We start from the raw sequence: 23,251 nt of genomic DNA on the forward strand, positions 1-23,251 counted from the left end.
ATCTTCTAAGCGCCTGGCCCCTGCATGAGTGTCTAACTGCGTGACAACGCCAACGCATACCGGCGGACGAGCACGGACGCGTACGGACCATCGGCGCAGGTGAGGAACAACCAACCCAAGGCAGAGCGCCGGCCTAAGTTGCTTCGGGACGAAGAGGTCGTGGGTTCAAATCCCGCCACCCCGACAGTGAATACCAGGTCAAGGGCCTGACTCGCATGAGCGGGTCAGGCCCTTCCTGTTGTGAGTGACCGCGCTGAAGCTGTCGTACAGCAGCTACGAGAAGGCGAGCCGTGTCCTCGCCGCGGTCTCGTACGCCCTCGCAGGGACTACGGAGTAGAGGCGGAGCTACTCGACATCGCGCAGGGCCGAACTACCAGCTACCTCGGAGAGACGGCCTACGAAGGTGGCCGCGCGGTCGTGGCGCTGGGGCCCCGAAACAGGCGAGGCGGCCGGCGCCCTGAGAGAGGCTGGGCTTCCTGTCGATCTGGCGGAGCATCGGCCACGGTCATGAGCCGATGGAATGACCTCAGGGGCACGTCCTTGAGCATCTCCGACGCGCTCGAACGCCTGCATGCACCCCGGACGGCGAGCCTGACTAGACCGTCCGTCCGCCCGCCCCGCCTGGGGCGAGGCGGACGGCCCGGATCGGTCGGTCGCCCGGGTCCGCTGGCTACGGGTTGAAGTTGAACGTGAAGTCCGGGGCGGTCACGGTGAACTCCAGCATGAGGATCGTCCGCGAGCTCGAGTCCGAGACGTTCGAACACCACTCGAAGACACTGCGCGGGACCGTCTCCTGGTATTTGTCCCGCCACTCGGTGCCGTCGCCCGCGTAGGCGTAGCAGTACCAGATCGGGTTGACGGCTTGTGCGTCACCGCCGTAGACGACGGCGTTCTCCCCGGGGCCGATCCGCCACCAACCCTCCTTCAGCCAGTTGCTGCTGGCCGAGCAGTTGGGCTGGTAGCGCTCGACCATCGCCCAGATTTCGCGCTCGTAATTGTTCTTGAACCTCAGCGCCACGGCGCGCCTCCTACTCGCCGCTCGGCTGCCTGCGGGCAGCCGGGCTTCCGTCGGACCGGGTCAGAGCGTTTTGCGGGCTCGAATTGTCCGTCCCACCGGGGGGAGCGCCGGACCGGCCCGCTGCGATGGCACGTTCCAGTGCCTCTTCGTCCGCATCGGTTTTCGGATCGACCGCCTCGGCAGCCTCCTGAGACATGGGATCTCCTATCTCCGTCGGTCAGGTGCAGCGGAGAGGTTCCCGGGAGAAGGCGCGGCGTACCGCAGCGGGTGGGAGGTGCCCCGTACGAGGCCTCGGCGCAGGGCCCGATCAGGCTAAATGGCCTGCCGCCGCCCGCATCATCTTGATGGCCTCCGCGACACCCCGCACCACGGCATCGGGCTCACGGGGTCCATGTACGGCCATGGGCCACCCACGCCGTACGAAGCCCCGCCGCGCGCCCCCTCCTATATACGTCTCAGCGTTGTCCCCGACCATCCCCCTCCGGCGCTGAGCCGGACGCCGCACAGCGCGGCGGTAGCCTCCAAGTGCTCGTACGCCGGTTTCCTGGCTACGATCTCCTCCGAGACACAGATGCCGTCGAAGTGCGGCGCAAGCCCCCTCGCGGCGAGATTGGCCCGTTGGATGTCCCCGGCTCCGTTCGTCGCGATGCCGAGCGTCCACCGCGCACCGCACAGCGCTTCGAGTCCTTCCCGCACCCCCGGGAGGCAGCGCACCGACCGCGCGACGCCGTCGACGTACTCGCTTCACAGATGACGGACTCCGATCCCCCAGGCAGTCGCCGCGGTCGCGCGAAGCCACGGGCCCAGTCCTCCAGGCCCCCGTCGGTCGATCAGGGCGTCATCCAGGTCGAAGAATGCCAGCACACGGCGACGCTACGCGACCGATGGCGGGCGCCTCACGGCCGTTCCAGGAAGCTCCCACGGGGGCCGAAAGCAACAGCCCGCACCGCACCGCCGCGGACAACCACGGACGGAACACGGGCCGTTGGACCTGGCCAATCACTCGCCCACAAGGTCAACTACCCCCCGAAATCGCGTTCGGGAGGAAGAGGCCGTGGGTTCAAATTCCGCCACCCCGACGCTGTAGTACCAGGTCAGGGGCCTGGAGATCGTTCGGGAGAAATCTGGGAGAAGATCTTGGTCGGCCGAGCGTTTCGACGCTGACGCCGTACGTGCCGCCTCGTCGCCGACGGGGCGGCACATCGCCGGGCTGATGGCACCGATCCTGACCGCCGCGTTGTGCTCCGCCTTCTGAAAGCCCACGACGGCTTCAGCCACGCCATGCATGAGGGCGTTGTGCTCGTCGGCCTTGTGCTGGTCGTTGGTCCAGTCGTCGTCGGCGAAGCCAGCCTCCTATGGCCAGCACAGGACGTACCAGGTTGTCCTTCGAAGTCGGCGGCAAGGGCAAGTCCAGCATCTACTACAACCTCGACACCAACCGCTCCGAGCAAGCCACGCTGCCGTGGAGGAAGTCGCGCTAAATCACCTTGAACAGCACGGAACGCAAGGTCGGGATTACCGTGCACCTCGTGCCGGGAACTGCGATGCTGCCCAACGGCCGGTTCGCCGCTCCTCCTTGCTCGATCACCGTCGATGGTAAGAAGGTCGCAGAGGACCCGGGTGGCGCCGACGGCAAGCACATGTGTGAGTACACCCTGCGGTAACAGTGCTGGGCACCGGCGGATGTAGTGCTCGACCGCAGGAATGCGGTGGAGGTGGGCCGCTGGGGCCGATGGGGCTGCGACTGTCAGGACGGTTGGGCAGCTCCCCCGCTTCCACCTTTCAGGTGTTCGTTGATGTGTCGCAGGCGTTGCCAGGCGGCGGGGTCGGTGCCGTCGCCAAACGCGTAGTGCAGGGCGGGGCGAGCGGCAGGGCCGAGTTGGGTCGGGAGGTTGTCCGGCAGGGCGTTGCGGGCATGGCTGATGCCGAGGTCGGCCACGGCGTCCGGGCCGAGAGTGAGAGAGACCGGGATAGACGGTGGTTCGTAGTGGGCCGGAGTGGTCACCCGACGCCGCTCACCGACCAATGTGACTCGACTCAGTGCCGTACGGCTCACAGTCCCCCGGGATATCACGCGTTCGAACCTATCATCGGGCCGAATTCGCAGGCTTCGGTGGAGAGGTGGGCTGTCGGGAGGGCGTGGACACGGGTGCCGGGGTCCCGTACGGAGCCTTCCCGATCACGCGGTGCGCGACGAAGGACCACCCCACGCACCCCGCACACACCACCGCGGCGATCACCACCCCCGCGAACGCCTTCCCCAGCCTCTCGTCAACGGTCCGCCGCTGTCGCTGCGCCCCGAACAACACGGCATCACGCAACCGCCGACGCCGCACCGCCACGGACTCAAGAAGCTGACTGTCGTAATCCTGGGCTGACATCACTCAAATCCGGTTCGCTGGACAGTCGGGAGCTCATCGAACATCTTCTCGCCTTGCGGATGGCAGACGACCTGCCGAACCAGTCCTCACCCGGTTGTGTGGACCGCGACCAGCCACAGACCTACGACGGCCAGACTGCTGCGCCGTCACGCACTACCAACGGCACGGGCCGGCACTCCTCGTGGAACCGGATCCAGCCCAGATGGACGTCGCCGCCGGAGCCTCGGTGCCGCTCACCGGCCTTGGCCGCGAGCCAGCTGAGGAGTTCACCAGTGCGCTCGAAATCGTCCGGATGTATTTCCTGTCGGCTGGTCAGCGCCCAGCCCTCCTGCCCCGTGTCCTGCCGACGCACCAGCACGGAGACGAGTGCCCCCTCAACCTTGTAGCCGGCACCGTGCTGGCCCAGAAGGGGCTCGGGATGGTCCTCGATGACGAACTCTCCGTCTTCCTCCTCTACCACGACCGGAAATTCGGGGACGATACGGAGTGTGTCCGGCTGGGGGCCGGTTCCGAGGTGCCATCGCAGCTCCGTGAGGTCCGCCGCCGACAACTCGTCACGCAAGTCCAGCGCAAGCATCAGCTCGAATATGTCAGCCACGGCGCGCAGGCTACTGAATCCTCACGCCAGAGGGACACCGCCGTCCGCGGGTCAGCCGATGTTGTCGACCGCTGCCTTCGCTTTTGCGAGGGTGGCCTGTGCGGTGCCGTCGTTCTGCTCCAGCGCGGTGCGGACCAGACGGATGATCTCGCGCACCTCGGCCGCGGCCTTGTGCCACCGGACGTCCTTGCCGTGGTACTCGTCCGAGACACCGTCGGCCTGGAAGTCGGCCATCGCGGCCTTGACCGCACGGTCGCGGTCGGTCAGCACGCACTCCGGCTGACCGTTGATCCCGGACGGGCTGGTCTGCACGTCGGCGGAGGCGCCGGTGTCGTACGAGCGGCGGTCCTGGTTCTGCGTGCGCTGGGACTGCTCAATCGCCGTTGCCGCCCTGAGATGTCCGGAGCCCGCAGTGCGTCGGACATCTTCTCGCACCCCGAGTTGCAGGCGCAACGCGCAACGACCGAAGTGGCGTGTTCTGGTTCACGCGACAGGGCGAGGGCGAGGGCCATTCCGGCCCGGCCATCAACGGCCGTGCGCCCAAGGCGCGTTGGTCCTCAGGGCCGGTCGGAGCCGTACGGGTACGGGTTGCCGTATTCGGCGACGAGGCCGTAGCGGCCCTGGTTCCTGTCGGAGGACGCGCTCTCGGACACGATGGACACGGTTCCGATCACCCGCTCCTCCGGTTCCTGCGACTGCTGCGCGGACTCGTCCAGTCGCTCCAACTCGTCTGCTGCCACGAGGGCGACGAGCGGTTTGCCGTGGCGCGTGATGAACACGCGCTCGCGGCCGTACACCACACGGTTGATCAGTTCCGCGAGCTCGGCTCGCGCTTGCGTCACCGGAACCTCGTAAGCCATGCTTGCGATCATAGTTCTGTACGTCCTGTACATTTATTCCGGGTGCAGGTGTGATCGACAAGGAGCTCTGTGCAGTGGGCGGCAACCTGATCTGCTTGAAGTCGTCGGGCGGGACACACGCCCTGGTCTTCATCCACCCCGCGAGCGGATCGGCCGCGTCCTTCCGTGCGCTGCAGCCCCACCTGAGGTCGGACTGCTCCGTCTACGCCTTCCACTCCACGGGGATCGACCCCACGCGCCCGCGCTCCATCGACGGCATCGCGGACGCGTATCTGACGGAGTTCCTGGAGAGCGGGAGCGGCGCGACGCCCGTGTTCGTGGGGTGGTCCTTCAGCGGTCCGGTGGCCGTGGAGATGGCGCGCCTCGCCGAGGAGAGGGGCCGCGCCGCGGCGGGTGTCGTCCTGCTGGACAGCGCGACCCACGAGGTGCTGGAGACCCGGACGACCGATCTCGCCCATGAGGTGGGCGGGCTCTTCGGGGTGGACGTGTCCGGCGCGGGCTCGTCCTCGCTGGACGGCCTCCTCGAGCATGCGGCCGCGCTGATCTCGGTGGCGAGCGCCACGCCGGGGCTGACCGGTGGGGACCTGCGCCCCTTCTGGGAGGTGTACCGCTGGCACCAGGGGATCTTCGACGAGGGCTGGCAGGCGGCGCCCTGTGCGGCGCCGTTGCTGGTCATCAGGGCACGGGACGAGACCGGCTGGAACGCGGCGCCGGACTGTCTGGGCTGGTCCGAGGTGGTGGGCCGGCCCGTGTCCGTCGCCTGGGCGGCGGGGACCCACTACACGATGATGGACGCCGGCCGGCTGGAGGACGTGGCGCGCGTCATCGACTCGGCCGTCGCACAGTGGGCGGGCGCCCCGGTCCCGCCCGGCGCGGCACCCCTTCCCACCGCCACGTGATCCCGGCCCTCATCGGCCGCCTGCCCGGCGCCGGCCGGACACCCGAGAGACTCACGGCGCCGCGAACGCCCTTCGCGCAGGCGCACGTGACCGCAAGGCACCTTTCTCCGCACCTTCTTTCCGCCGACAACTCATTGGATAGGACTGCATCGTGACTTCCCGGAACGTCTTCGACCCGTCCGCCCGACTGCCCCGCCCCGAGGCGCGTTACGTGGTTCCGCGCTTCGTCGAGCGCAGTGCGCACGGCGTCCGCGAGTACGACCCGTACGCCAAGCTCTTCGAGGAGCGCATCATCTTCCTGGGCGCGGATATCGACGACACCTCGGCGAACGACCTCATGTCGCAGCTGATCTGCCTGGAGTCGATGGACCCGGACCGGGACATCTCCCTCTACATCAACAGCCCCGGCGGTTCCCTCACGGCCCTGACCGCGATCTACGACACCATGCAGTACGTCAAGCCGGACATCCAGACGGTCTGCATGGGCCAGGCGGCCTCCGCCGCCGCCGTCCTGCTGGCCGCCGGCACGCCCGGCAAGCGCATGGCGCTGCCCAACGCCCGCGTGCTGATCCACCAGCCCTACAGCGAGACCGGCCGCGGCCAGATCTCCGACCTGGAGATCGCCGCCAACGAGGTTCTCCGGATGCGTGGGCAGATGGAGGAGATGCTGGCCGAGCACTCCAGCCAGCCGATCGAGAAGATCCGTGAGGACATCGAGCGCGACAAGATCCTCACGGCCGAACAGGCCCTGGAATACGGGATCGTGGACCACGTGATCACTCCGCGCAACGCACACTGAACCCCGTGACGCAGTAGGGTCCGGCCGGTCCCGGGCGCGGCGGTGCTCCAGCGCCCGGGACCGGTGAGGCCGCATGACCAGAAGACGAGTACAGACAGGCGGTCGCGTCCTTGATGTTCCCCGAGTCTCCCAAGATCCCGGCCCTCACCGAGGCCGAAAGCCGGGTCGTCGATGCCTATCTGGCGATTCTGAAGCGACTGAGCGAGCTCAACCCGACGCAGACGACGGGGACGTACACGGCGCTGCGCGCCGCTCAGGCGCTCGTGGGTGAGACACGTGCCCTGCGGGACGCGCTGTCGCTGATGTTCGAGCGTCAGGAGAAGGAGATTCACGTGCGCACGATGGCCAAGGCCCTGGAGTCCCTCGACGCGCACCGCTTCCTCCCCAGGCTCGAACCGCCCGGGAACGGATCGCCGTCCGGCGGCGCCTGACTGCCCGGCGCAGCCCGGCGACTCCTCCTCGCGTTTCTGCCGCGTTTACTTCGCGGCGACTTCAGATCGACCTGACCCTAAAAAGTGGTAATTCCCTCCAGATTCATAGATGTATATTACATGTAATCCGGGGTTGACGAGCATCATTTCGTTCAGCTAAAAATGAGTTGATCTTGGCCGGCGGCTTTGAAAAGCTCGTCGGCGTGGGGTCTTTTCGTGACAAAACAGGGGATGCGAAAATGAAGACTGCCGACGACATTGCCGACTGGCTCAAGCTCAGAATCGCGGACGCGTCGGGGGTGTCGGCCCGCGATGTCGGCCTGGATGTCCAGTTCCGGGACCTGGGCATCGACTCCGCCGGCATGACCGCCCTGACCGCGCAGCTGGGCCTTCAGCTCGGCAGGTCGCTCTCCCCCACCATCGCCTGGCACTTTCCGACCGTTTCCCGCCTGGCCGGCGCCCTCGCCGCCCCCGCGGAACCGGCGGCGCCCCCCGCGGCGGCGCACGAAACGGCCAGTGCGGCGCCTTCCGGCGAGCCCATCGCCGTCGTCGGAATGGCCTGCCGGCTGCCCGGCGCCCCCGGTCTCGACGCGTACTGGAACCTGCTGCGGTCCGGAACCGACGCCGTCGGCGACGTACCCGCGGAACGCTGGGACGCCGCCGCGCTCTATGACACGGACCCGTCCACGCCCGGAAAAATGAGCACCCGCCGGGGCGGTTTCCTTTTCGACGTGGACAAATTCGATCCGCAGTTCTTCGGGATATCCCCGCGAGAAGCCGCCCAAATGGACCCCCAGCAGCGGATCGCCCTCGAACTCGCCTGGACCTCCCTGCAGGACGCCGGAATACCGGCCTCCTCGCTGCACGCCAGCCGCACCGGTGTCTTTCTCGGCACCTTGTGGAGCGATTACACCCGGCTCGCCGGACGCGACCTGCAGGGCATCCAGCAGCACACGGCCACCGGGCAGGAGCCGAGCATCGTGCCCGCCCGCATCTCCTACGCCCTGGGCCTGCAGGGCCCCAGCATCGGCGTCAACACGGCCTGCTCCTCCTCCCTCGTCGCCGTCCACCTGGCCTGCCAGAGCCTGCGCTCCGGTGAGAGCACGCTGGCCCTCGCCGGGGGCGTGAACCTGGTACTCGCGCCGGAGAGCAGCGCGGCGATGTCGAAGCTGGGAGCGATGAGTCCGCGCGGGCGGTCCGCGGCGTTCGCCGCCACCGCCGACGGGTACGTCCGCGGCGAGGGCGGCGGCATCGTGGTGCTGAAGCCGCTCTCGGCCGCGCTGGCCGACGGGGACCGCATCCACTGCCTGATCAGGGGCAGCGCGGTCAACAACGACGGCGCCAGCAACGGCCTCACCGCGCCCAGCCCGACGGCCCAGGAGGCCATGCTGCGCGCGGCCTACCAGCAGGCCGGACTCGACGTCCACGACGTCCAGTACGTCGAAGCGCACGGCACCGGAACCGCGCTCGGCGACCCGATCGAGGCACACGCGCTCGGTACCGTCCTCGGCGTGGGGCGGCCGGCCGAGTCGCCCCTGCTGATCGGATCCGTGAAGACCAACATCGGTCACCTGGAGGCGGCGGCCGGCATCGCCGGGCTCGTGAAGGTGGCCCTGGCGATGCGCCACCGCGCCGTACCGCCGACCCTCCACCACGACGAGCCGAACCCCGACATCGCCTTCGACGAACTGCGTCTGGCCGTGCCGACCGCGCTGACCGCGTGGCCCGCCGACGGCGACCGCCTGCTCGCGGGGGTCAGTTCCTTCGGCTTCGGAGGCACCAACTGCCATGTGGTCGTAGAGGGACCACCCGTCACCCCGGCCCAGCTCCTGCCGCTGTCCGCGCCGACCCCCGAAGCGCTGCGGGAGACCGCGGCGGCACTGCGCGACGCGGTGGCGCGGACGCCGGAGCACCCCGTCGCGGACTGGTGCGCCACCGCCGCGCTGCGGCTCAGCAGCCACCCCTGCCGGGCGGCGGTGACGGTCCGCAGCGGGGACGGACTGCGCGACGCGCTGGACGCCATCGCCACCGACGGCGCCCACCGTCCCGCCACCCCGCCCCGCCTGGCCTTCGTGTTCTCCGGGCAGGGCGCACAGTGGTGCGGCATGGGCCGCGACCTGCTGCACACCGAGCCCGTCTTCCGCTCGGCGCTGCTGGAGTGCGACCGGCTGATCCACGCCCACAGCGGTATTTCCGTCGTCGACGAGCTGGGCCGGGCCGCCGAAGTGTCCCGGCTGGACGAGACGACGGTGATGCAACCCACCGTCTTCGCCGTCCAAGTGGCCCTCGCCGCACTGTGGCGGTCCTGGGGCATCGAACCGGACGGCGTCGTCGGCCACAGCCTGGGCGAGGTGGCGGCGGCCCACGTCGCGGGCGCGCTCGGCCTCGCCGACGCGGTGCGGATCGTCTGCGAACGCAGCCGCCTCATGGCCCGGATCGAGGGCAGCGGCGCCGTGGCCGTGGTCGACCTTCCGTTCGCCGAGGTGGAGGAGCTGCTCGCCGGCCACCCGGGCGTGTTCGCCGCGGGCGCCAACAGCACGCGCAGCTCCGTCCTGTCCGGGGACGCCATGGCCCTCGACGCCTGTCTGGCCGAGCTGAGCGGGCGCGGAGTGCGGTGCCGCCGCGTGAACATGGCCGTCGCCTCGCACAGCGGGCAGTGCGACCCGCTGCTGCCCGAACTGCGTGCGGCCCTGTCCGGCGTCCGCGCCACGCAGGCCGCGGTCCCCGTCGTCTCCTCGGTCACCGGCGACTTCGTCGACGGCACCGAACTCGACGCCTCCTACTGGGTGCACAACCTGCGCCGGCCCGTCCTGTTCGCGCCGGCGGTCCAGCGGCTCCTCGACGCCGGGTACGACCACTTCCTGGAGGTCAGCCCGCACCCCGTGCTGACCAGTTCGGTGGAGGCCGTCGCCCGGGACCACGGCGTACCGGCCCGCGTCCTGCACTCCCAGCGCCGCGGTGCGGACGCCCGCGAGGTCATGCTGAGCACCCTCGGCGAGCTGTACCGCTCGGGTCGCGACGTCGTCTGGCGTCCCGTCCAGCCGGCGGACCTGCGACTGGTCGAACTGCCCGCGGCGGTGGAGGAGATCGCCGAACCCGCTGCCGACGACCACCGCGCACGCGTCCTGCCGCTCAGTGCCCACTCCCTGCCGGCACTGCGCCAACTCGCGCGCGACACCGCGCCGTTGCTGACCGGCCCGGCGCACATCGATCTCGACGACCTGTGCCACACCGCGGCGTTCGGCCGCGATCACCACGAGCACCGCGCGGCGGCGGTCTTCACCTCGCGTGAGGAACTCGCCGAGCAGCTGCGCGAGCTGGCCGCGGGCCGCGCCGCCGACGGCTGTGCGGCCGGCAGGGCGGCGCCAAGGGCGCAGGACCCGGTGTTCCTCTTCTCCGGCCAGGGCGCCCAGGCCGCCCGTATGGGGTGTGAGCTGTTCGATCGCGAACCCGTCTTCCGGGACGTCATCGAGCGGTGCGACCAATGGCTCGCCGAGCGGGCGGGCTGGTCGCTGGTCGCCGAACTCCGGGCGGCCGAGGCCTCGTCGCGCATCGACGAGACGGAGATCACCCAGCCCGCTCTGTTCGCCGTCCAGGCCGGTCTCGCGGCACTGCTGCGGTCCTGGGGCATCCGGCCCTCCGCGGTCGTCGGGCACAGCGCCGGTGAGATCGCGGCCGCCCACAGCGCCGGGGTCCTCACCCTGGAGGACGCCCTCCTCGTCGCGCTCCACCGCGGCCGCACCCTGCAGCAGGCCACCGGCCGGGGCCGCATGGCCGCGGTGGGCCTCGGCGCCGAGGAGGCGGCGCGCCTGGTGGCGGGCCGGTCCGGCGAGGTGTGCGTCGCCGCCGTCAACGGCCCCCGCACGACGCTCGTCAGCGGTGAGACCACGGCCCTGGAGGAACTGCTCGACGCTCTCGACCCCGCCGTCTTCCGGCGCATGCTGCGCGTCGGCTATCCCTCGCACAGTCCCCTGATGCGCGAGTACCAGGAGGAGCTGGGCCGGCTGCTGGCGGACGTCCGGCCGCAGGCGGGGGACGTCCCGGTGTTCTCCACCATCGACGCCGGGTTCCGTCCGGGGGAGCACTTCGACTCCGCGTACTGGGTGCGCACCCTCACCGAGCCCGTCCGGTTCTCCGTGGCCGTCGAGGCGCTCGCCGCCGCAGGACACCGCTCGTTCGTGGAACTCGGGCCGCACCCCGTACTGCTGGCCCCGGCCACCCAGTGCCTGGAACAGGCCGGGCACGAGGCCCTCGTCGTCGGGACCCTGCACCGCAAGGCGGGTGAGCAGCGGGCGCTCCGGGAGACGGCCTGTGCTCTGTGGGCCCATGGACACTCCCTCGACTGGACGGCCCTGCGGTCCCGCCCGGGCCGGCTGGTGACCACGCCGGACCACCCGTGGCAGCGGCAGCGGTACTGGCTCGACGCGGCACCGCTGATCACACGGGACCCCGGCGCCTCCACCCTGCTGGACCTGCTGGCGCGCGGTGAGGTGTCGCGGGTCGCCGACGAGATCGCCCGCCTGGGCGGACTGTCGCCCGAGGAGACCGGGCTGCTTCCGAAGATCCTCGGGCGGCTCGCTCCGGAGACGGCCGAGGACGGACCGGCGTGGCTGCACGAGGTCGTCTGGCACGACAAGCCCCTCACCTCCGCCGCTCCCGCCGGGGCGGAGGGACCCGGCACGTGGATCGTGCTCGCCGACGACCCGGAGGACCGGCTCGCCCTCGCCGTGGCGCGGGCCCTCCACTCGGCCGGACAGGCCTGCACCTTCGTGCCCCTTCCGGCCGCGTCCGGCGAGGAGCCGGCAGCGCTGCGGCGTGCGCTGGAGACATCGGCCCTGCCCTGCCGGGGGGTCCTGCTGCTGGCCGGCGACGCCGCCGGGCCGGGAGTGGAGGAGGCGCTGGAACGCTGCCTGCGTCCGGCCCTGGACACGGTGCGCGTCCTCGCCTCGGGGACCACACGGTCCGCCGCGCGGCTGTGGCTCGTCACGTCCGGCGCACAGCCCGCGGGCGAGCGGGCCGCCGCGACGCGTGTCGCGCAGGGGGCGCTGTGGGGGCTCGGCCGGGTCGTCGCGCTCGAACACCCCGAGGTGTGGGGCGGACTCGTGGACCTCGACCCGGCGCCGGACTCCGACACCGGGCAGGCGGCCGACGCGCTGGTGCGCGAACTCCTCGCCGGGGACGGAGAGGACCAGGTGGCGTTCCGCGGCGGACACCGCAGGGTGCTGCGGGTCGCGCCGTACGAGACGGCGGGCGGGGCGGACCGGCCGGCCGGGGTGCGGCCGGACGGCGGATACCTGATCACCGGCGGCCTCGGCGGCCTCGGGCTCGTCGTCGCCCGCTGGCTGGTCGCCGCGGGGGCCCGGCACCTGGTGCTGATGGGCCGCGGCGCTCCCGGCGCGGACGCGCTCGCCGCACTCGCCGACCTCAGGTCGTCCGGCGCCACCGTGGACGTCTGGCAGGGTGACGTCACCCGCCCCGACGACGTAGCGCGCGTGGTGGGCGGCTTCGGGCGGCAGCGCCCCGCACTGCGTGGTGTCGTACACGCCGCGGGGGTCCTGGACGACGGCACACTGCTCCAGCAGGACTGGGACCGTTGCCGGTCCGTGCTCGCGCCCAAGGTGCTCGGCGCCCACCACCTGGACGTGAGCACCCGGGAGCTGCCCCTCGACTTCTTCCTGCTGTTCTCCTCGTTCGTCGGGCTCCTCGGATCGCCCGGCCAGGGCACCTACGCGGCGGCCAACGCGGCCCTGGACAGCCTGGCGCACCACCGCAGGTCCCTGGGCCTGCCGGCCACCAGCGTCGACTGGGGGCCGTGGGAGGGCGTCGGCATGACCGACTCGGCGGCTGCGGCAGGTTACCGGTGGAGCGAGCGCGGAGCGCGAACCATCCGCCGGGACCAGGGCGCCGGACTGCTCGACCGGATCCTGGAACGCCCGGCGGCCCAGGTGGGCGTGTACGCGGTCGACTGGGCGGCGTACCACGACTGGCTGCCCGCCACGGCCAACCGCGGGCTGCTCGCCCTGGTGCAGCCCCCGGCAGGGCCGGGCAGCACCGGACACACGGCGGCTGCCCCGGACACCCCCGCGGTCGCGCAGGACGGGGCGGCTGCCCCGGACACCCCCGCGCCCGCCCGGCTGGCCGACCGGCTGGCCGCGCTCGACCCCGGGGACCGCGCCGAGCACCTGGTCGCCCACCTGGCCGCCCAGGTCGCCGACATCGCGGGCTTCCCCGCGGGCCACGCGGTGGACCCCGACACCGGCTTCTTCCAGCTGGGCATGGACTCGCTGATGAACCTGAAACTCGTCTCCCGCCTCCGCGAGGAGCTGGGCGACCGGCTCACCGTGCCCGGGACGCTGCCCTTCGACCACCCGACCTGCGCCACGCTCGCCGCGCACCTGCTCGACGAACTGGCACTCGTCACGGGCGGCCCGGCAGCGGCCGAGGGGACCGGCGGAACCGAGGAGACCGACGTCACCACCGTCGAGGACCTCATGGCGGAGGTCGAGCGGCTCTCCGCCGACGAGGCGGCGCGCTGTCTGGACCAGCTCACCATCGCTAACGAGCCCGAAGGGGACGGGACGAATGAGTAACATCACCGACCGCATCGCGGCACTCCCCGCGCCACAGCGGGCCCTGCTGGAAGAGCGCCTGCGGCAGCAGCGCGGCGCCGCCTCCCCGGCCTCCGAACCCATCGCGGTGGTGGGCATGGGCTGCCGCTTCCCCGGCGGTGCCGACGACCCCGAGACGTTCTGGGAGCTCCTCAGGTCCGGTACGGACGCCACCTCCACCGTGCCCGCGGACCGGTGGGACGCCGGCCGGCTGCACGACCCGGAGGCGCGGCGGCCCGGCTCCGTGCGCACCACGCGCGGCGGTTTCCTCGACCGCGTCGACACCTTCGACGCCGAGTTCTTCGGCATACCGCCGCGCGAGGCCGAGACCCTCGACCCGCAGCACCGGCTGCTGCTGGAGGTCGCCTGGGAAGCCCTCGAACACACGGGGCAGGCACCGACGGCCCTGCAGGGCACGCAGACCGGCGTGTTCATCGGCATCGGCATCGACGACTACAAGCTGCTGCAGACCGCCGACCCGGCCCGGATCGACGGGCACCTGGCGACCGGCAACCTCTTCTGCGCGGCGGCCGGACGCCTGTCGTACCTCCTGGGCCTGCGGGGCCCCTCCCTCGCCGTCGACACCGGGTGCTCCTCCTCCCTGGTGACGGTCCACCTCGCGATGCAGAGCCTGCGCTCGGGCGAGTGCGACACCGCGCTCGCCGGGGGTGTGCACGTCATGGCCGCGCCGGAGATGACCGTCGCCCTCTCCCAGGCCGGGGTGCTCTCGCCCCAGGGCCGCAGCCGCGCGTTCGACGCCGCCGCGGACGGCTACGCCCGCGCCGAGGGCGCCGGGATCGTCGTCCTCAAGCGCCTCTCGGACGCCAGGGCGGCGGGCGACACGGTACTGGCGGTCCTCCGCGGTTCCGCGGTCAACCACGGCGGCCGAGGCAGCGGCCTCACCGTCCCCAACGGCAGCGCCCAGAAAGACCTGATCGCCAGCGCGCTGAAGGCCGCGGGGGCGGCACCCGCGGACATCGACTACGTCGAGACCCACGGCACCGGAACCCCGCTCGGCGACCCCATCGAGGCCAACGCGCTCGGCGCCGTCTACCGGCAGGGCCGTACCCCCGGCCGGCCGCTGCTCATGGGCACGGTGAAGACGAACCTGGGACATCTGGAGGCGGCGGCCGGCATCGCCGGGCTGATGAAGGTGGTGCAGTCACTGCGCCACGAGCAGCTCCCGGCCCACCTCCACCTGCGCGAGCGCAGTCCGCACATCGCCTGGGACGAGCTGCTGCTCGACGTCCCCACCGAAGCCAGACCGTGGCGCCGCGGCGACCGGCCCCGGATGGCCGGGGTCAGTTCCTTCGGGATCGGCGGCACCAACGCCCACGTCATCGTGGCCGAGGCGCCGTCCGCCGAGGCAACGGCCCGCCCCGTCCCGCCTGCGACGACCGGTGCCCCACAGCGCCCCTTCCACCCCCTCGCCCTGTCGGCCCCGGATGAGCCCGCCCTGCGCCGCGTGGTCGACCGCTACCTGCGCCATCTCGACCAGCACCCGGACTCGCCCTGCGCGGACGTGGCGTACTCCGCCAACACCGGCCGCGCCCACTTCGCGCACCGCGCCTGCTTCGTCGCGCAGGACACCGAGGACCTGCGCAAGCAGCTGGCGTCCTGGGAGGCGCCCGAAGCGCCGGCCGCGCGCCGCGGCCCGAGCCGCGACTTCCGCACCGCGTTCCTGTTCACCGGCCAGGCGTCGCAGTACGCGGGCATGGGCGCGGGGCTCTACGCCGGTCAGCCCGTGTTCCGGCAGGCCATGGACACCTGCGCCGGACTGCTGCGCGAACGCCACGGATGGTCCCTGACCGACGTGCTGTACGCGCCGGACGCCGACCCGGCACTGACCGACCGCACCGAATACGCGCAGCCGGCCCTGTTCTCCCTGGCCTACGCCCTGGTGTCCCTGTGGAAGGCATGGGGCGTCACGCCGTCCGTCGTCCTGGGGCACAGCGTCGGTGAACTCGCCGCCGCCTGCGCCGCCGGGATCCTGCCGCTCGAGGACGCGTTGACGCTCGTCGCCGAGCGCGGCCGCCTCATGGGGCAGCTGCCGGGCGAGGGCGCCATGGCCGTCCTCTCCGCGGACGAGCCGACGGTGTGCGCGCTGCTGGAACCGTACGAGGGCCGGCTGAGCGTCGCCGCGGTCAACGGCCCGTTCCAGACGGTGGTGTCGGGACCCGCCGACGCTCTGGAGGACCTCCTCGCGGTGCTGGCTCGCGACGGCGTCGGCACCCACCGGCTCAACGCCTCGCACGCCTTCCACTCCGTGCTCATGGATCCGGTGCTGGAGCCGCTCCATGCCCTGGCCGCCCGTGCGCCGCACCGGCTGGGCGGCGTCCCGTTCGTCTCCACGGTCACCGGCCGCCGGCTGAGCGGCAACGACCTGGCGCGGGGCGACTACTGGAGCCGCAACGCCCGCGACACGGTCCGCTTCCTCCCGGCCCTCGGCACGCTGCTGGAGCAGCGGTTCGACGCGGCCCTGGAGATCGGCCCGGACCCCGTCCTGACCCGCCTGGTCGCCAAGCAGGGCCTCGACCCGCGGACGGACCGGCTCTGGCTGCCCTCGCTGACCCGCGACACCGACGACTGGCAGCAGATCCTGCAGACCCTGGGCAGCCTGTACCGGGCCGGTGCCGACATCGACTGGCAGGCCGTGGACGCCGGCTTCACCCGCAGGCGGGTACCGCTGCCCACCTATCCCTTCAACCGCACCCGCTACTGGCGTGACACGCGTACCGGCGGACACCCGGCACCCCGCGGGTCCGCCCCCGGTGACCGCGCGGCGGACACCCCCGTCTTCCCCGGCACGCGGCTCACCTCGCCCGCGCTGCACGACACCGTCTACCGCAGCCGGTTCACCGCCGAGTCCCCGGCCTTCCTCGCCGACCACGTGCTCTTCGGCGCCGTGGTGGTACCCGCCGCGTCCCACCTGGCCATGACCGTCTCCGCCGCCGTACAGGGGCGTGGGGACGCCGGTGCGGTCCTGGAGGGCGTCACCTTCCCCCAGGCCCTCACCGCCGACAGCGCCGGGCACGAGGTCCAGCTGATCGTCGAGGGCGACGAGGCGCTCGCGGCCCGGCCGTTCCGCGTGGTCAGCGCACCCGCCGGCACCACCGACCGGCGGGACTGGACCACCCATGCCACCGGCACCGTGCGCCCGTCCCCGGCGGTACGTCCGGCGGACCGGGCACCGGACGACACCGCGCGGCGAGCGGGCCACCGTTTCGACGGCGCCGACTTCTACGCGGCGATGGCGGCGAGCGGCGCCGACCTCGGACCGGGCTTCCGGTACATCGGCGAGGTGACGCACCGGCCCGGCGAGCTGCTGATCCGGATGCTCCCGCCCGAACGGGACGACCGTGACGGCCCCTTCCTGCTGCCGCCCGGACTCGTCGACGCCTGCGTCCAGGCCGTCGTCGCCCTGGTCTGGGCCGAGCGGCCCGACGCCGAGCTCGGCGTACGGGTCCCCATCCGGCTGGACGCCCTGCGGTTCCACCGGACACCCCCGGCCGCGCCGCTGTGGTGCCGCGTCCAGGAGCGCCCGGAGCAACGTCCGGACGACGACACCGTCGTCGCCGACGTGACGCTGCTCGACGAGGACGGCGGCGCCGTCCTGGAGCTCGACGGACTGTGGCTGCGCCGCGTCTCCGCGGACGCACTGCTGCGCCGGGACACCGCCGTCGTCCGGCAACCCGTCTGGGAGGCCGCCGACACACCGCCGGCGCCCGCGGACCGCACCCCTTCCGAAGGGGAGTGGCTCGTTCTGGCCGACCGCGGCGGCGTCGGTGCCGCCCTGGCCCGGCGGCTGCGCGCGCAGAACCGGCAGGTCACCCTCATCACGACGGGCACCTGCGACGACGCGGCCCTGAAAGAGCTCGTGGCGGAACGGACCGCCACCGGGCGGACCGTGCACGCCGCGTTCCTGTGGGGCCTCGACGAGCCCGCGGGCGAACCCACCGCGGTCACCCTCGACCGGGCCCAGGCGACGGGCAGCGCCGCCCTGCTGACGCTCCTTCAGGCGCTGGGCGGTGCCGGGCGGCAGGCCAGGATCGTCGTGGCGACCCGCGGTACCCAGCGGCCGGCCGCGACGCACCCGGCCCGGCTCGCGCACGCCCCGCTGTGGGGCCTGGCCGCCGTCGCGAACGCCGAGAACCCCGACGTGCGCTGCGTCCTGGTCGACCTCGACCCGGACGGGCCGGGCGCACAGGCCGAGGCCGAGGCGCTGTGCGCCGAGGCGCTGTGCGCCGCCGGCGATGCCGTGCAGATCGCCCTGCGGGGCGGGCGGCGCCTGGTCGCCGGTACGGCCGCGGTGGCACCCGGGCACGGCACCGCCGGGGACACCCCGCCGGTCCGTCCCGACGGCACCTACCTGCTGACCGGTGGGCTCGGGGCACTGGGCCTGCACACGGCCGGCTGGCTGGTGCGCCGCGGGGCCCGGCACCTCGTCCTGGTGGGCCGCCGCGCCCCCTCCGAGGCAGCGACGCGTCGCATCCGTCAGTGGGAGCGGGCGGGGGTCCGGGTCGCCGTGCGCCAGGCCGACGTCACCGATCCCGACGCCGTCGAGCGGCTGGTGGCCGAGTCGGGCGACCGCCTGCCGGCGCTGCGCGGCGTGGTCCACGCGGCCGGGGTGCTCGACGACGGCGGCATCCAGCGGCAGACCGCCGGCCGGCTGCGCTCGGTGATGGCCCCGAAGATGCACGGCGCGTGGAACCTGCACCTGCTGACCCGGGACAAGGAGCTCGATTTCTTCGTCCTGTACTCCTCCGTGGCCGCGCTCATGGGCTCGCGCGGGCAGAGCGGGTACGCCGCCGCCAACGCCTTCCTCGACGCGCTGGCCCACCACCGGCAGTCCCTGGGACTGCCCGGTACGAGCGTGGCGTGGGGGCCGTGGAGCGGCGCCGGAATGGTCGCGACCCTCGACACGCACGCCGGCCGCCGGGTACGGGAGAGCGGCTTCGGCATGCTGGAGCCCGAGCCCGCGCTGCGTGCCTTGGAGGAGGTGCTGCGGGCCGGTGTCCCGCACGCGTACGTCCACGCCGACGCCACACCGGACCGGCGGCCGGCCGGCCCGGGAGTGAGCGGCGGCCGGCCCGGCACCGCGTCGCCGGGCAACGGGCAGACGGTGTACGACCGACCCGCCGCCCTGGGCCCGGCCGTCCCGCCGAGGAACGCGGTCGAGGCGGAACTGGCCGGCATCTGGGAGTCGCTGCTCGGCATCCACCCGGTCGGCGTCGACGACGACTACTTCCAGCTGGGCGGCGACTCCATTACCAGCCTGCGGATCATCAGCCGGGCCAAGCAGTCGGGCATCCGGTTCACCGAGGCCGACTTCTTCGCCCACCCGACCGTGGCCGGGCTCGCCGCCCTGGTCCGCACGACCGCCTCGTCCGACAGCGAGCCCGGCGGCGAGCCGGGCGACGAAGGCCGGGCGGCGGGCGGATCCCAGCCGCACCCGGTCGCGGCGGACGCACCCCTCGGTGTGCACGGCACCCACCTGGCCGAGGACGACCTGCGGCGGCTGCTGTCCCGGATCGGGACCGCCACGGCCGGGCAGCCCGGTACCGCGGACCGGTACGGCGACGCGGCCGACGACAGCGACACAGAAAGGCGCAGCCGATGACGACGGCTACGGACATCGAGGGCGTCCACCCGCTCTCCCCCCTCCAGCAAGGTCTCCTCTACCACACCATCCTCGACCCGGAGACGTCCTTCTACGTCGACCAGGTGATCCAGACGCTGGACGGCGACCTGGACCCCGACGTGCTGGAGCGGGCGTGGCAGCGGGCGGTCGACAGGCACGCCGTGCTGCGCTCCTCGTACCACTGGGAGGAGATCAGCGAGCCCGCGCAGGTCGTGTACGCCCGCGGTACGGCGCTGATCGAGCGGCACGACTGGCGGGACGCCACCGCCCCGGACGCGGCGGCCGACGCCGGAGCCGGTGCGGACGGCGGTGCGGGTGCCGGTGTCGATGATCGGCTGGAAACGTTTCTTCGCACGGACAGGCACCGGGGATTCCGGCTGGACCGCGCCCCGCTGTTCCGGCTGCACCTCATCCGGGTGGCCGAGCGCAGACACGTCTTCGTCTTCCGCTACCACCACATCCTGCTCGACGCCTGGTCGGCCCTGATGCTGCTGGAGGAGGTGCTGGCCGGCTACGACGACCTGGCGCGCGGCCGGAGCCTCACCTCCCGGACCGTGCGGCCGTACCACGACTACGTCGACTGGATACGCCGTCAGGACCTCGGCGGCGCCGAGGAGTTCTGGCGCACGGAACTCGCGGGCCTGCAGCCCACCTCACCCGCCGCCGTCCTGGCCGGTCCGGAGGCCGTACGGGACACCGCGGCGGCGGAGAGCGGCCCGGACCGCGACCGGGACAACCCGGAGGTGTCGCTGACACTCGGCCGGGAGACCGGGGACGCACTGCGCCGGCTCGCCCGCGAGCACCGCATCACGCTCAGCACCGTGCTGCAGACCGCCTGGGGTCTGCTGCTGAGCAGGTACACCGGCCAGCAGGACGTCGTGTTCGGGATGACCATGACGCACCGGCCGGCCGAACTGGACGGGATCGAGGACACCCTCGGGCTGTTCATCAACACGCTGCCGTTGCGGATGCGCCTGGCACCGCACCGCCCCTTCGCCGAGTCGTGCGCCCGGGTGCTCGCCACACAGACCAGGGTGAAGCAGTTCCTCGCCAGCCCCCTGGCGGACGTCCAGCAGTGGAGCGGCACGGCACCGGGCGAGCCCCTGTTCGACAGCATCATGACCATCCTCAACGTCCCCCGGATCGGCCACCTGGGCCGCCGTACCGGCGAACTCCGGGTGAGCCGCGGGGAGTACCGCTACCACACCAACTATCCGCTGGCCGTCCTCGTCATCCCGGACGACGACATCACCCTGCGCATCGGCTACGACAGGGACCGGTTCGGGGCAGCCGCCGTCGAGCGGATGCTGAGGCACTTCGCCACGATCCTGGAGACGGTGGCCACCGACCTCACGCTTCCCGTCGGCGGGATCGGCATGCTGACCGGCGAGGAGCGGCGAACGGCCGACGCGTGGGGCACCGGCGAGACCGTGGCGTCCCCCGGCCTGTGCGCGCAGCAGCTGGTCGAGGAGCAGGTGCGGCGGTCACCGGACGCGCCGGCCATCGCCTTCGGCCCGTCCGTGCTGACGTACCGCCAGCTCGACCGGCGGGCCAACCAGCTGGCCCACCTGCTGCGGCGGCACGGCATCGGCCCCGAGACGCGGGTCGGGCTCTGCCTGGACCGTTCGGCCGACCTCGTGGTCGCGATGCTGGCCGTGCTCAAGGCCGGTGGCGCGTTCGTACCGCTCGACCCCGCGTACCCCGCGGACCGCCTGGACTTCATGAGCCGGGACGCCGGGCTGTCCCTGCTGCTGACGACCGCCGCCGCGCAGACGCGCCTTCCCGGCCTCGGCGTGCCCGGCATCCTGCTCGACGAGCAGGCCGACGACATCGACCGGCAGAGCACGCGACCCGTCACCGGGGACGTCCGGCCGGACCACCTCGCCTACGTCATCTACACCTCGGGCTCGACCGGGCGGCCCAAGGGAGCGCTGCTCACCCACGAGGGGCTGGTGAACAGCTGCCTCGCACAGCACGACGCGTTCGGCATCGGACCGGACGACCGGGTGCTGCAGTGGGCGTCCCCCAGCTTCGACGCCTCGGTGTTCGAGATCTTCCTGGCTCTGGGAACGGGCGCGGTGCTGTGCCTGGCCCCGCAGGAGGACGTCATTCCCGGGCCGGGCCTCGTCGAACTGCTCGCACGCGAGCGCATCACCTGCCTGGTCATGCCGCCCTCCGCGCTCGCCGCGCTCCCCCTGGAGGCCCCGGCGCGGCTCCCCGGGCTGCGCAGCATCGTCCTCGGCGGCGAGTCGGTCGCCCCGGCGCTGCTGGAGCGGTGGTGCCCCGGCCGGCGGATCTTCAACGTCTACGGGCACACCGAGACGAGCATCTGGGCCACGGTGGAGGAGTGCGTGGCGGACGGGCGTCCCCCGTCCGTCGGCCGCCCGATCCGCGGCGTACGGCTCCACCTCCTCGACGGCAACGGCCAGCCCGTTCCGGTCGGCGTCCCGGGCGAGCTGTGCCTCGGCGGGGTCGCCGTCGGCCGCGGTTATCTGAACCGGCCCGGCCTCACCGCCGAGCGATTCCAGCCGGACCCCTTCTCCGAGGTGCCCGGCTCCCGCCTCTACCGCAGCGGGGACCTGCTGCGCAGGCGCCCCGACGGCCGGCTCGACTTCGTCGGCAGAGTGGACGGGCAGACCAAGCTGCGGGGGCTGCGCATCGAGACGGGCGAGGTGGAGAGCGCGCTGCTCGAACACCCGGACGTGAAGGACGCCGCCGTCCAGGTACGCGGGGGAACCGACGGGAACGGGGCCGACCAGAGGCTGGTCGCCTACCTCGTGCTGCGGCCCGGCGACGAGCACCCGGCCGACGTGTGGCGGTCCTTCCTGCGCAGGAAGCTGCCGGCCGCCATGGTGCCGGACTCCTTCGTCGCGATGGACGGCCTGCCGCTGACCGCCAACGGCAAGCTGGACCACGCGGCCCTGCCGGAGCCCGAACGGGGCGTCACGGCCGACGGGCCCGCGACCCCGCTCACCCCGCTGGAGACCAGGGTGGCCGAACTGTGGGCGCAGACCCTGGGACTGGACGGCACCATCGGCGCCCAGGAGGACTTCTTCGCCCTGGGCGGCAACTCCATCAAGGCCACCCGGATCGTCTCCCGCATCCGCCAGGAGTGGCAGGTGGAGTTCTCCGTGCGCGCCGTGCTGGAAGGCGCCACCGTCGCCGCCTGCACGGCCGCACTCGCCCAGGCACTGGCGGCACGCGCGGACACCCCCTCTCCCGAAAGGACCCCATGAGCGCCATCGACGACCCGGGTGCCCTGTTCCCCTTCGGCATCCCCGGCGCGGACGGCCCCGTACGGGTGTTCTGCCTGCCGTACGCGGGCGGCGGGGCCGGCCTCTACCGCACCTGGAGCCGCAGCACCGTGGCCGGGGCGGCGTTCGTCCCGGTGCAGCTCCCCGGGCGCGAGAGCAGGCTCCACGAACCGCCGGAGCGGGACTTCGACACCCTCGCGGAGCGCCTGGCACAGGCACTCGCCCCGTGGACGGGCGAGCGGTACGCCCTCTTCGGACACAGCATGGGCGGCCTGCTCGCCTACGAACTCGCCCACCGGCTCCAGGCCCTGACGGGGCGTCCGGCCGACCTGCTCGCCGTGTCCGCCTGTGCGGCGCCCGACCTGGAACGCCCCGCATTCCGGATCCACGACCTGCCGCGGGACGAGTTCGTCGAGGCGCTGCGGCGGCTGGGCGGCACCCCGCAGGAGGTGTTCGAGCACGAGGAACTCCTCGACCTGTGCCTGCCGCGCATCCGTGCGGACTTCTCGGTGCTGGCGAGCTACCGGTACGTTCCGCGGCCTCCGTTGGCCGTCCCCGTCACCGCGCTGTGCGGCACCCGGGACGACCGGGTGCCCGTCCGGTCGGTGGAGAACTGGCGCGCGCACACGGACCGCGCGTTCCGGCTGCACCTCGTGGACGACGGTCACTTCTTCCTCCACGGCCACGCACAGGCCGTCCTCGACCACGTCCTCGGCGGACTTCGCGACACGCGGGACCCGTCCCGCGCCGACACATGAGAGC

Annotated in this window: 15 protein-coding genes; 8 read left to right on the plus strand and 7 right to left on the minus strand. The window is 72.3% G+C overall.

What is annotated here, in order from left to right:
- Window positions 1-670: 670 nt before the first annotated feature.
- On the minus strand, window positions 671-1,018 hold the full coding sequence (locus tag ACZ7GZ_RS26690; protein WP_471027908.1) for a DUF1036 domain-containing protein: 348 nt from the start codon (window positions 1,016-1,018) through the stop codon (window positions 671-673).
- Between the two features lie 444 nt (window positions 1,019-1,462).
- Window positions 1,463-1,732 (minus strand): HAD family hydrolase, encoded by a 270-nt coding sequence (locus ACZ7GZ_RS26695; RefSeq protein ID WP_471027909.1) that lies wholly within the window; start codon window positions 1,730-1,732, stop codon window positions 1,463-1,465.
- Window positions 1,733-2,373: 641 nt separating this feature from the next.
- Between ACZ7GZ_RS26695 and ACZ7GZ_RS26700 the strand changes: the two genes are divergently transcribed.
- Complete coding sequence (locus ACZ7GZ_RS26700; protein WP_471027911.1) at window positions 2,374-2,499, plus strand: hypothetical protein; 126 nt, start codon at window positions 2,374-2,376, stop codon at window positions 2,497-2,499.
- A 266-nt stretch (window positions 2,500-2,765) separates the two neighbouring features.
- Here the strand turns inward: ACZ7GZ_RS26700 and ACZ7GZ_RS26705 are convergent, their stop codons facing one another.
- The 5 genes from ACZ7GZ_RS26705 to ACZ7GZ_RS26725 all read right to left on the minus strand — a co-directional run bounded on the left by ACZ7GZ_RS26705 (window position 2,766) and on the right by ACZ7GZ_RS26725 (window position 4,857).
- The gene (locus ACZ7GZ_RS26705; RefSeq protein ID WP_471027912.1) at window positions 2,766-3,092 is read right to left on the minus strand and encodes a DUF6177 family protein; all 327 of its coding nucleotides are present in this window, start codon (window positions 3,090-3,092) and stop codon (window positions 2,766-2,768) included.
- Between the two features lie 13 nt (window positions 3,093-3,105).
- Complete coding sequence (locus ACZ7GZ_RS26710; protein ID WP_471027914.1) at window positions 3,106-3,399, minus strand: hypothetical protein; 294 nt, start codon at window positions 3,397-3,399, stop codon at window positions 3,106-3,108.
- A 121-nt stretch (window positions 3,400-3,520) separates the two neighbouring features.
- Window positions 3,521-3,997: a hypothetical protein gene (locus ACZ7GZ_RS26715; protein ID WP_471027916.1), complete on the minus strand. Its 477-nt coding sequence runs from the start codon at window positions 3,995-3,997 to the stop codon at window positions 3,521-3,523.
- 51 nt (window positions 3,998-4,048) lie between these two features.
- Window positions 4,049-4,375, minus strand: coding sequence for a pore-forming ESAT-6 family protein (locus ACZ7GZ_RS26720; RefSeq protein WP_471027981.1), 327 nt, complete (start codon window positions 4,373-4,375; stop codon window positions 4,049-4,051).
- Between the two features lie 179 nt (window positions 4,376-4,554).
- The gene (locus ACZ7GZ_RS26725; protein ID WP_471027917.1) at window positions 4,555-4,857 is read right to left on the minus strand and encodes a type II toxin-antitoxin system Phd/YefM family antitoxin; all 303 of its coding nucleotides are present in this window, start codon (window positions 4,855-4,857) and stop codon (window positions 4,555-4,557) included.
- A 74-nt stretch (window positions 4,858-4,931) separates the two neighbouring features.
- Here ACZ7GZ_RS26725 and ACZ7GZ_RS26730 point away from each other — a divergent pair, with 74 nt between their 5' ends.
- The 7 genes from ACZ7GZ_RS26730 to ACZ7GZ_RS26760 all read left to right on the plus strand — a co-directional run bounded on the left by ACZ7GZ_RS26730 (window position 4,932) and on the right by ACZ7GZ_RS26760 (window position 23,247).
- Window positions 4,932-5,756, plus strand: coding sequence for a thioesterase domain-containing protein (locus ACZ7GZ_RS26730; RefSeq protein ID WP_471027918.1), 825 nt, complete (start codon window positions 4,932-4,934; stop codon window positions 5,754-5,756).
- Between the two features lie 151 nt (window positions 5,757-5,907).
- Window positions 5,908-6,555, plus strand: a complete 648-nt coding sequence (locus ACZ7GZ_RS26735) for an ATP-dependent Clp protease proteolytic subunit (RefSeq protein ID WP_471027919.1) — start codon at window positions 5,908-5,910, stop codon at window positions 6,553-6,555.
- Window positions 6,556-6,668: 113 nt separating this feature from the next.
- The gene (locus tag ACZ7GZ_RS26740) at window positions 6,669-6,986 is read left to right on the plus strand and encodes a hypothetical protein (protein ID WP_450797890.1); all 318 of its coding nucleotides are present in this window, start codon (window positions 6,669-6,671) and stop codon (window positions 6,984-6,986) included.
- 239 nt (window positions 6,987-7,225) lie between these two features.
- Complete coding sequence (locus ACZ7GZ_RS26745; protein ID WP_471027921.1) at window positions 7,226-13,576, plus strand: type I polyketide synthase; 6,351 nt, start codon at window positions 7,226-7,228, stop codon at window positions 13,574-13,576.
- Window positions 13,569-19,214, plus strand: coding sequence for a type I polyketide synthase (locus tag ACZ7GZ_RS26750; RefSeq protein WP_471027922.1), 5,646 nt, complete (start codon window positions 13,569-13,571; stop codon window positions 19,212-19,214). Before ACZ7GZ_RS26745 ends, ACZ7GZ_RS26750 begins: the two co-directional genes overlap by 8 nt.
- Window positions 19,211-22,471 carry an amino acid adenylation domain-containing protein gene (locus ACZ7GZ_RS26755; protein WP_471027924.1) on the plus strand — a complete coding sequence of 1,087 codons (3,261 nt, stop codon included), beginning with the start codon at window positions 19,211-19,213 and terminating at the stop codon, window positions 22,469-22,471. The genes ACZ7GZ_RS26750 and ACZ7GZ_RS26755 overlap by 4 nt, the downstream gene beginning before the upstream one ends.
- Window positions 22,468-23,247 (plus strand): thioesterase II family protein, encoded by a 780-nt coding sequence (locus ACZ7GZ_RS26760; RefSeq protein ID WP_471027926.1) that lies wholly within the window; start codon window positions 22,468-22,470, stop codon window positions 23,245-23,247. The genes ACZ7GZ_RS26755 and ACZ7GZ_RS26760 overlap by 4 nt, the downstream gene beginning before the upstream one ends.
- Window positions 23,248-23,251: the final 4 nt, after the last annotated feature.

The sequence above is a fragment of the Streptomyces sp. NPDC037288 genome (assembly GCF_055603265.1).

Excerpts from the sequence above, each read along its gene's own strand:
- ACZ7GZ_RS26700 (WP_471027911.1), top strand. The coding sequence starts at position 2,374 with ATGGCCAGCACAGGACGTACCAGGTTGTCCTTCGAAGTCGGCGGCAAG.
- ACZ7GZ_RS26710 (WP_471027914.1), bottom strand. The coding sequence starts at position 3,399 with ATGTCAGCCCAGGATTACGACAGTCAGCTTCTTGAGTCCGTGGCGGTG.
- ACZ7GZ_RS26725 (WP_471027917.1), bottom strand. The coding sequence starts at position 4,857 with ATGGCTTACGAGGTTCCGGTGACGCAAGCGCGAGCCGAGCTCGCGGAA.
- ACZ7GZ_RS26740 (WP_450797890.1), top strand. The coding sequence starts at position 6,669 with ATGTTCCCCGAGTCTCCCAAGATCCCGGCCCTCACCGAGGCCGAAAGC.
- ACZ7GZ_RS26745 (WP_471027921.1), top strand. The coding sequence starts at position 7,226 with ATGAAGACTGCCGACGACATTGCCGACTGGCTCAAGCTCAGAATCGCG.
- ACZ7GZ_RS26750 (WP_471027922.1), top strand. The coding sequence starts at position 13,569 with ATGAGTAACATCACCGACCGCATCGCGGCACTCCCCGCGCCACAGCGG.
- ACZ7GZ_RS26755 (WP_471027924.1), top strand. The coding sequence starts at position 19,211 with ATGACGACGGCTACGGACATCGAGGGCGTCCACCCGCTCTCCCCCCTC.
- ACZ7GZ_RS26760 (WP_471027926.1), top strand. The coding sequence starts at position 22,468 with ATGAGCGCCATCGACGACCCGGGTGCCCTGTTCCCCTTCGGCATCCCC.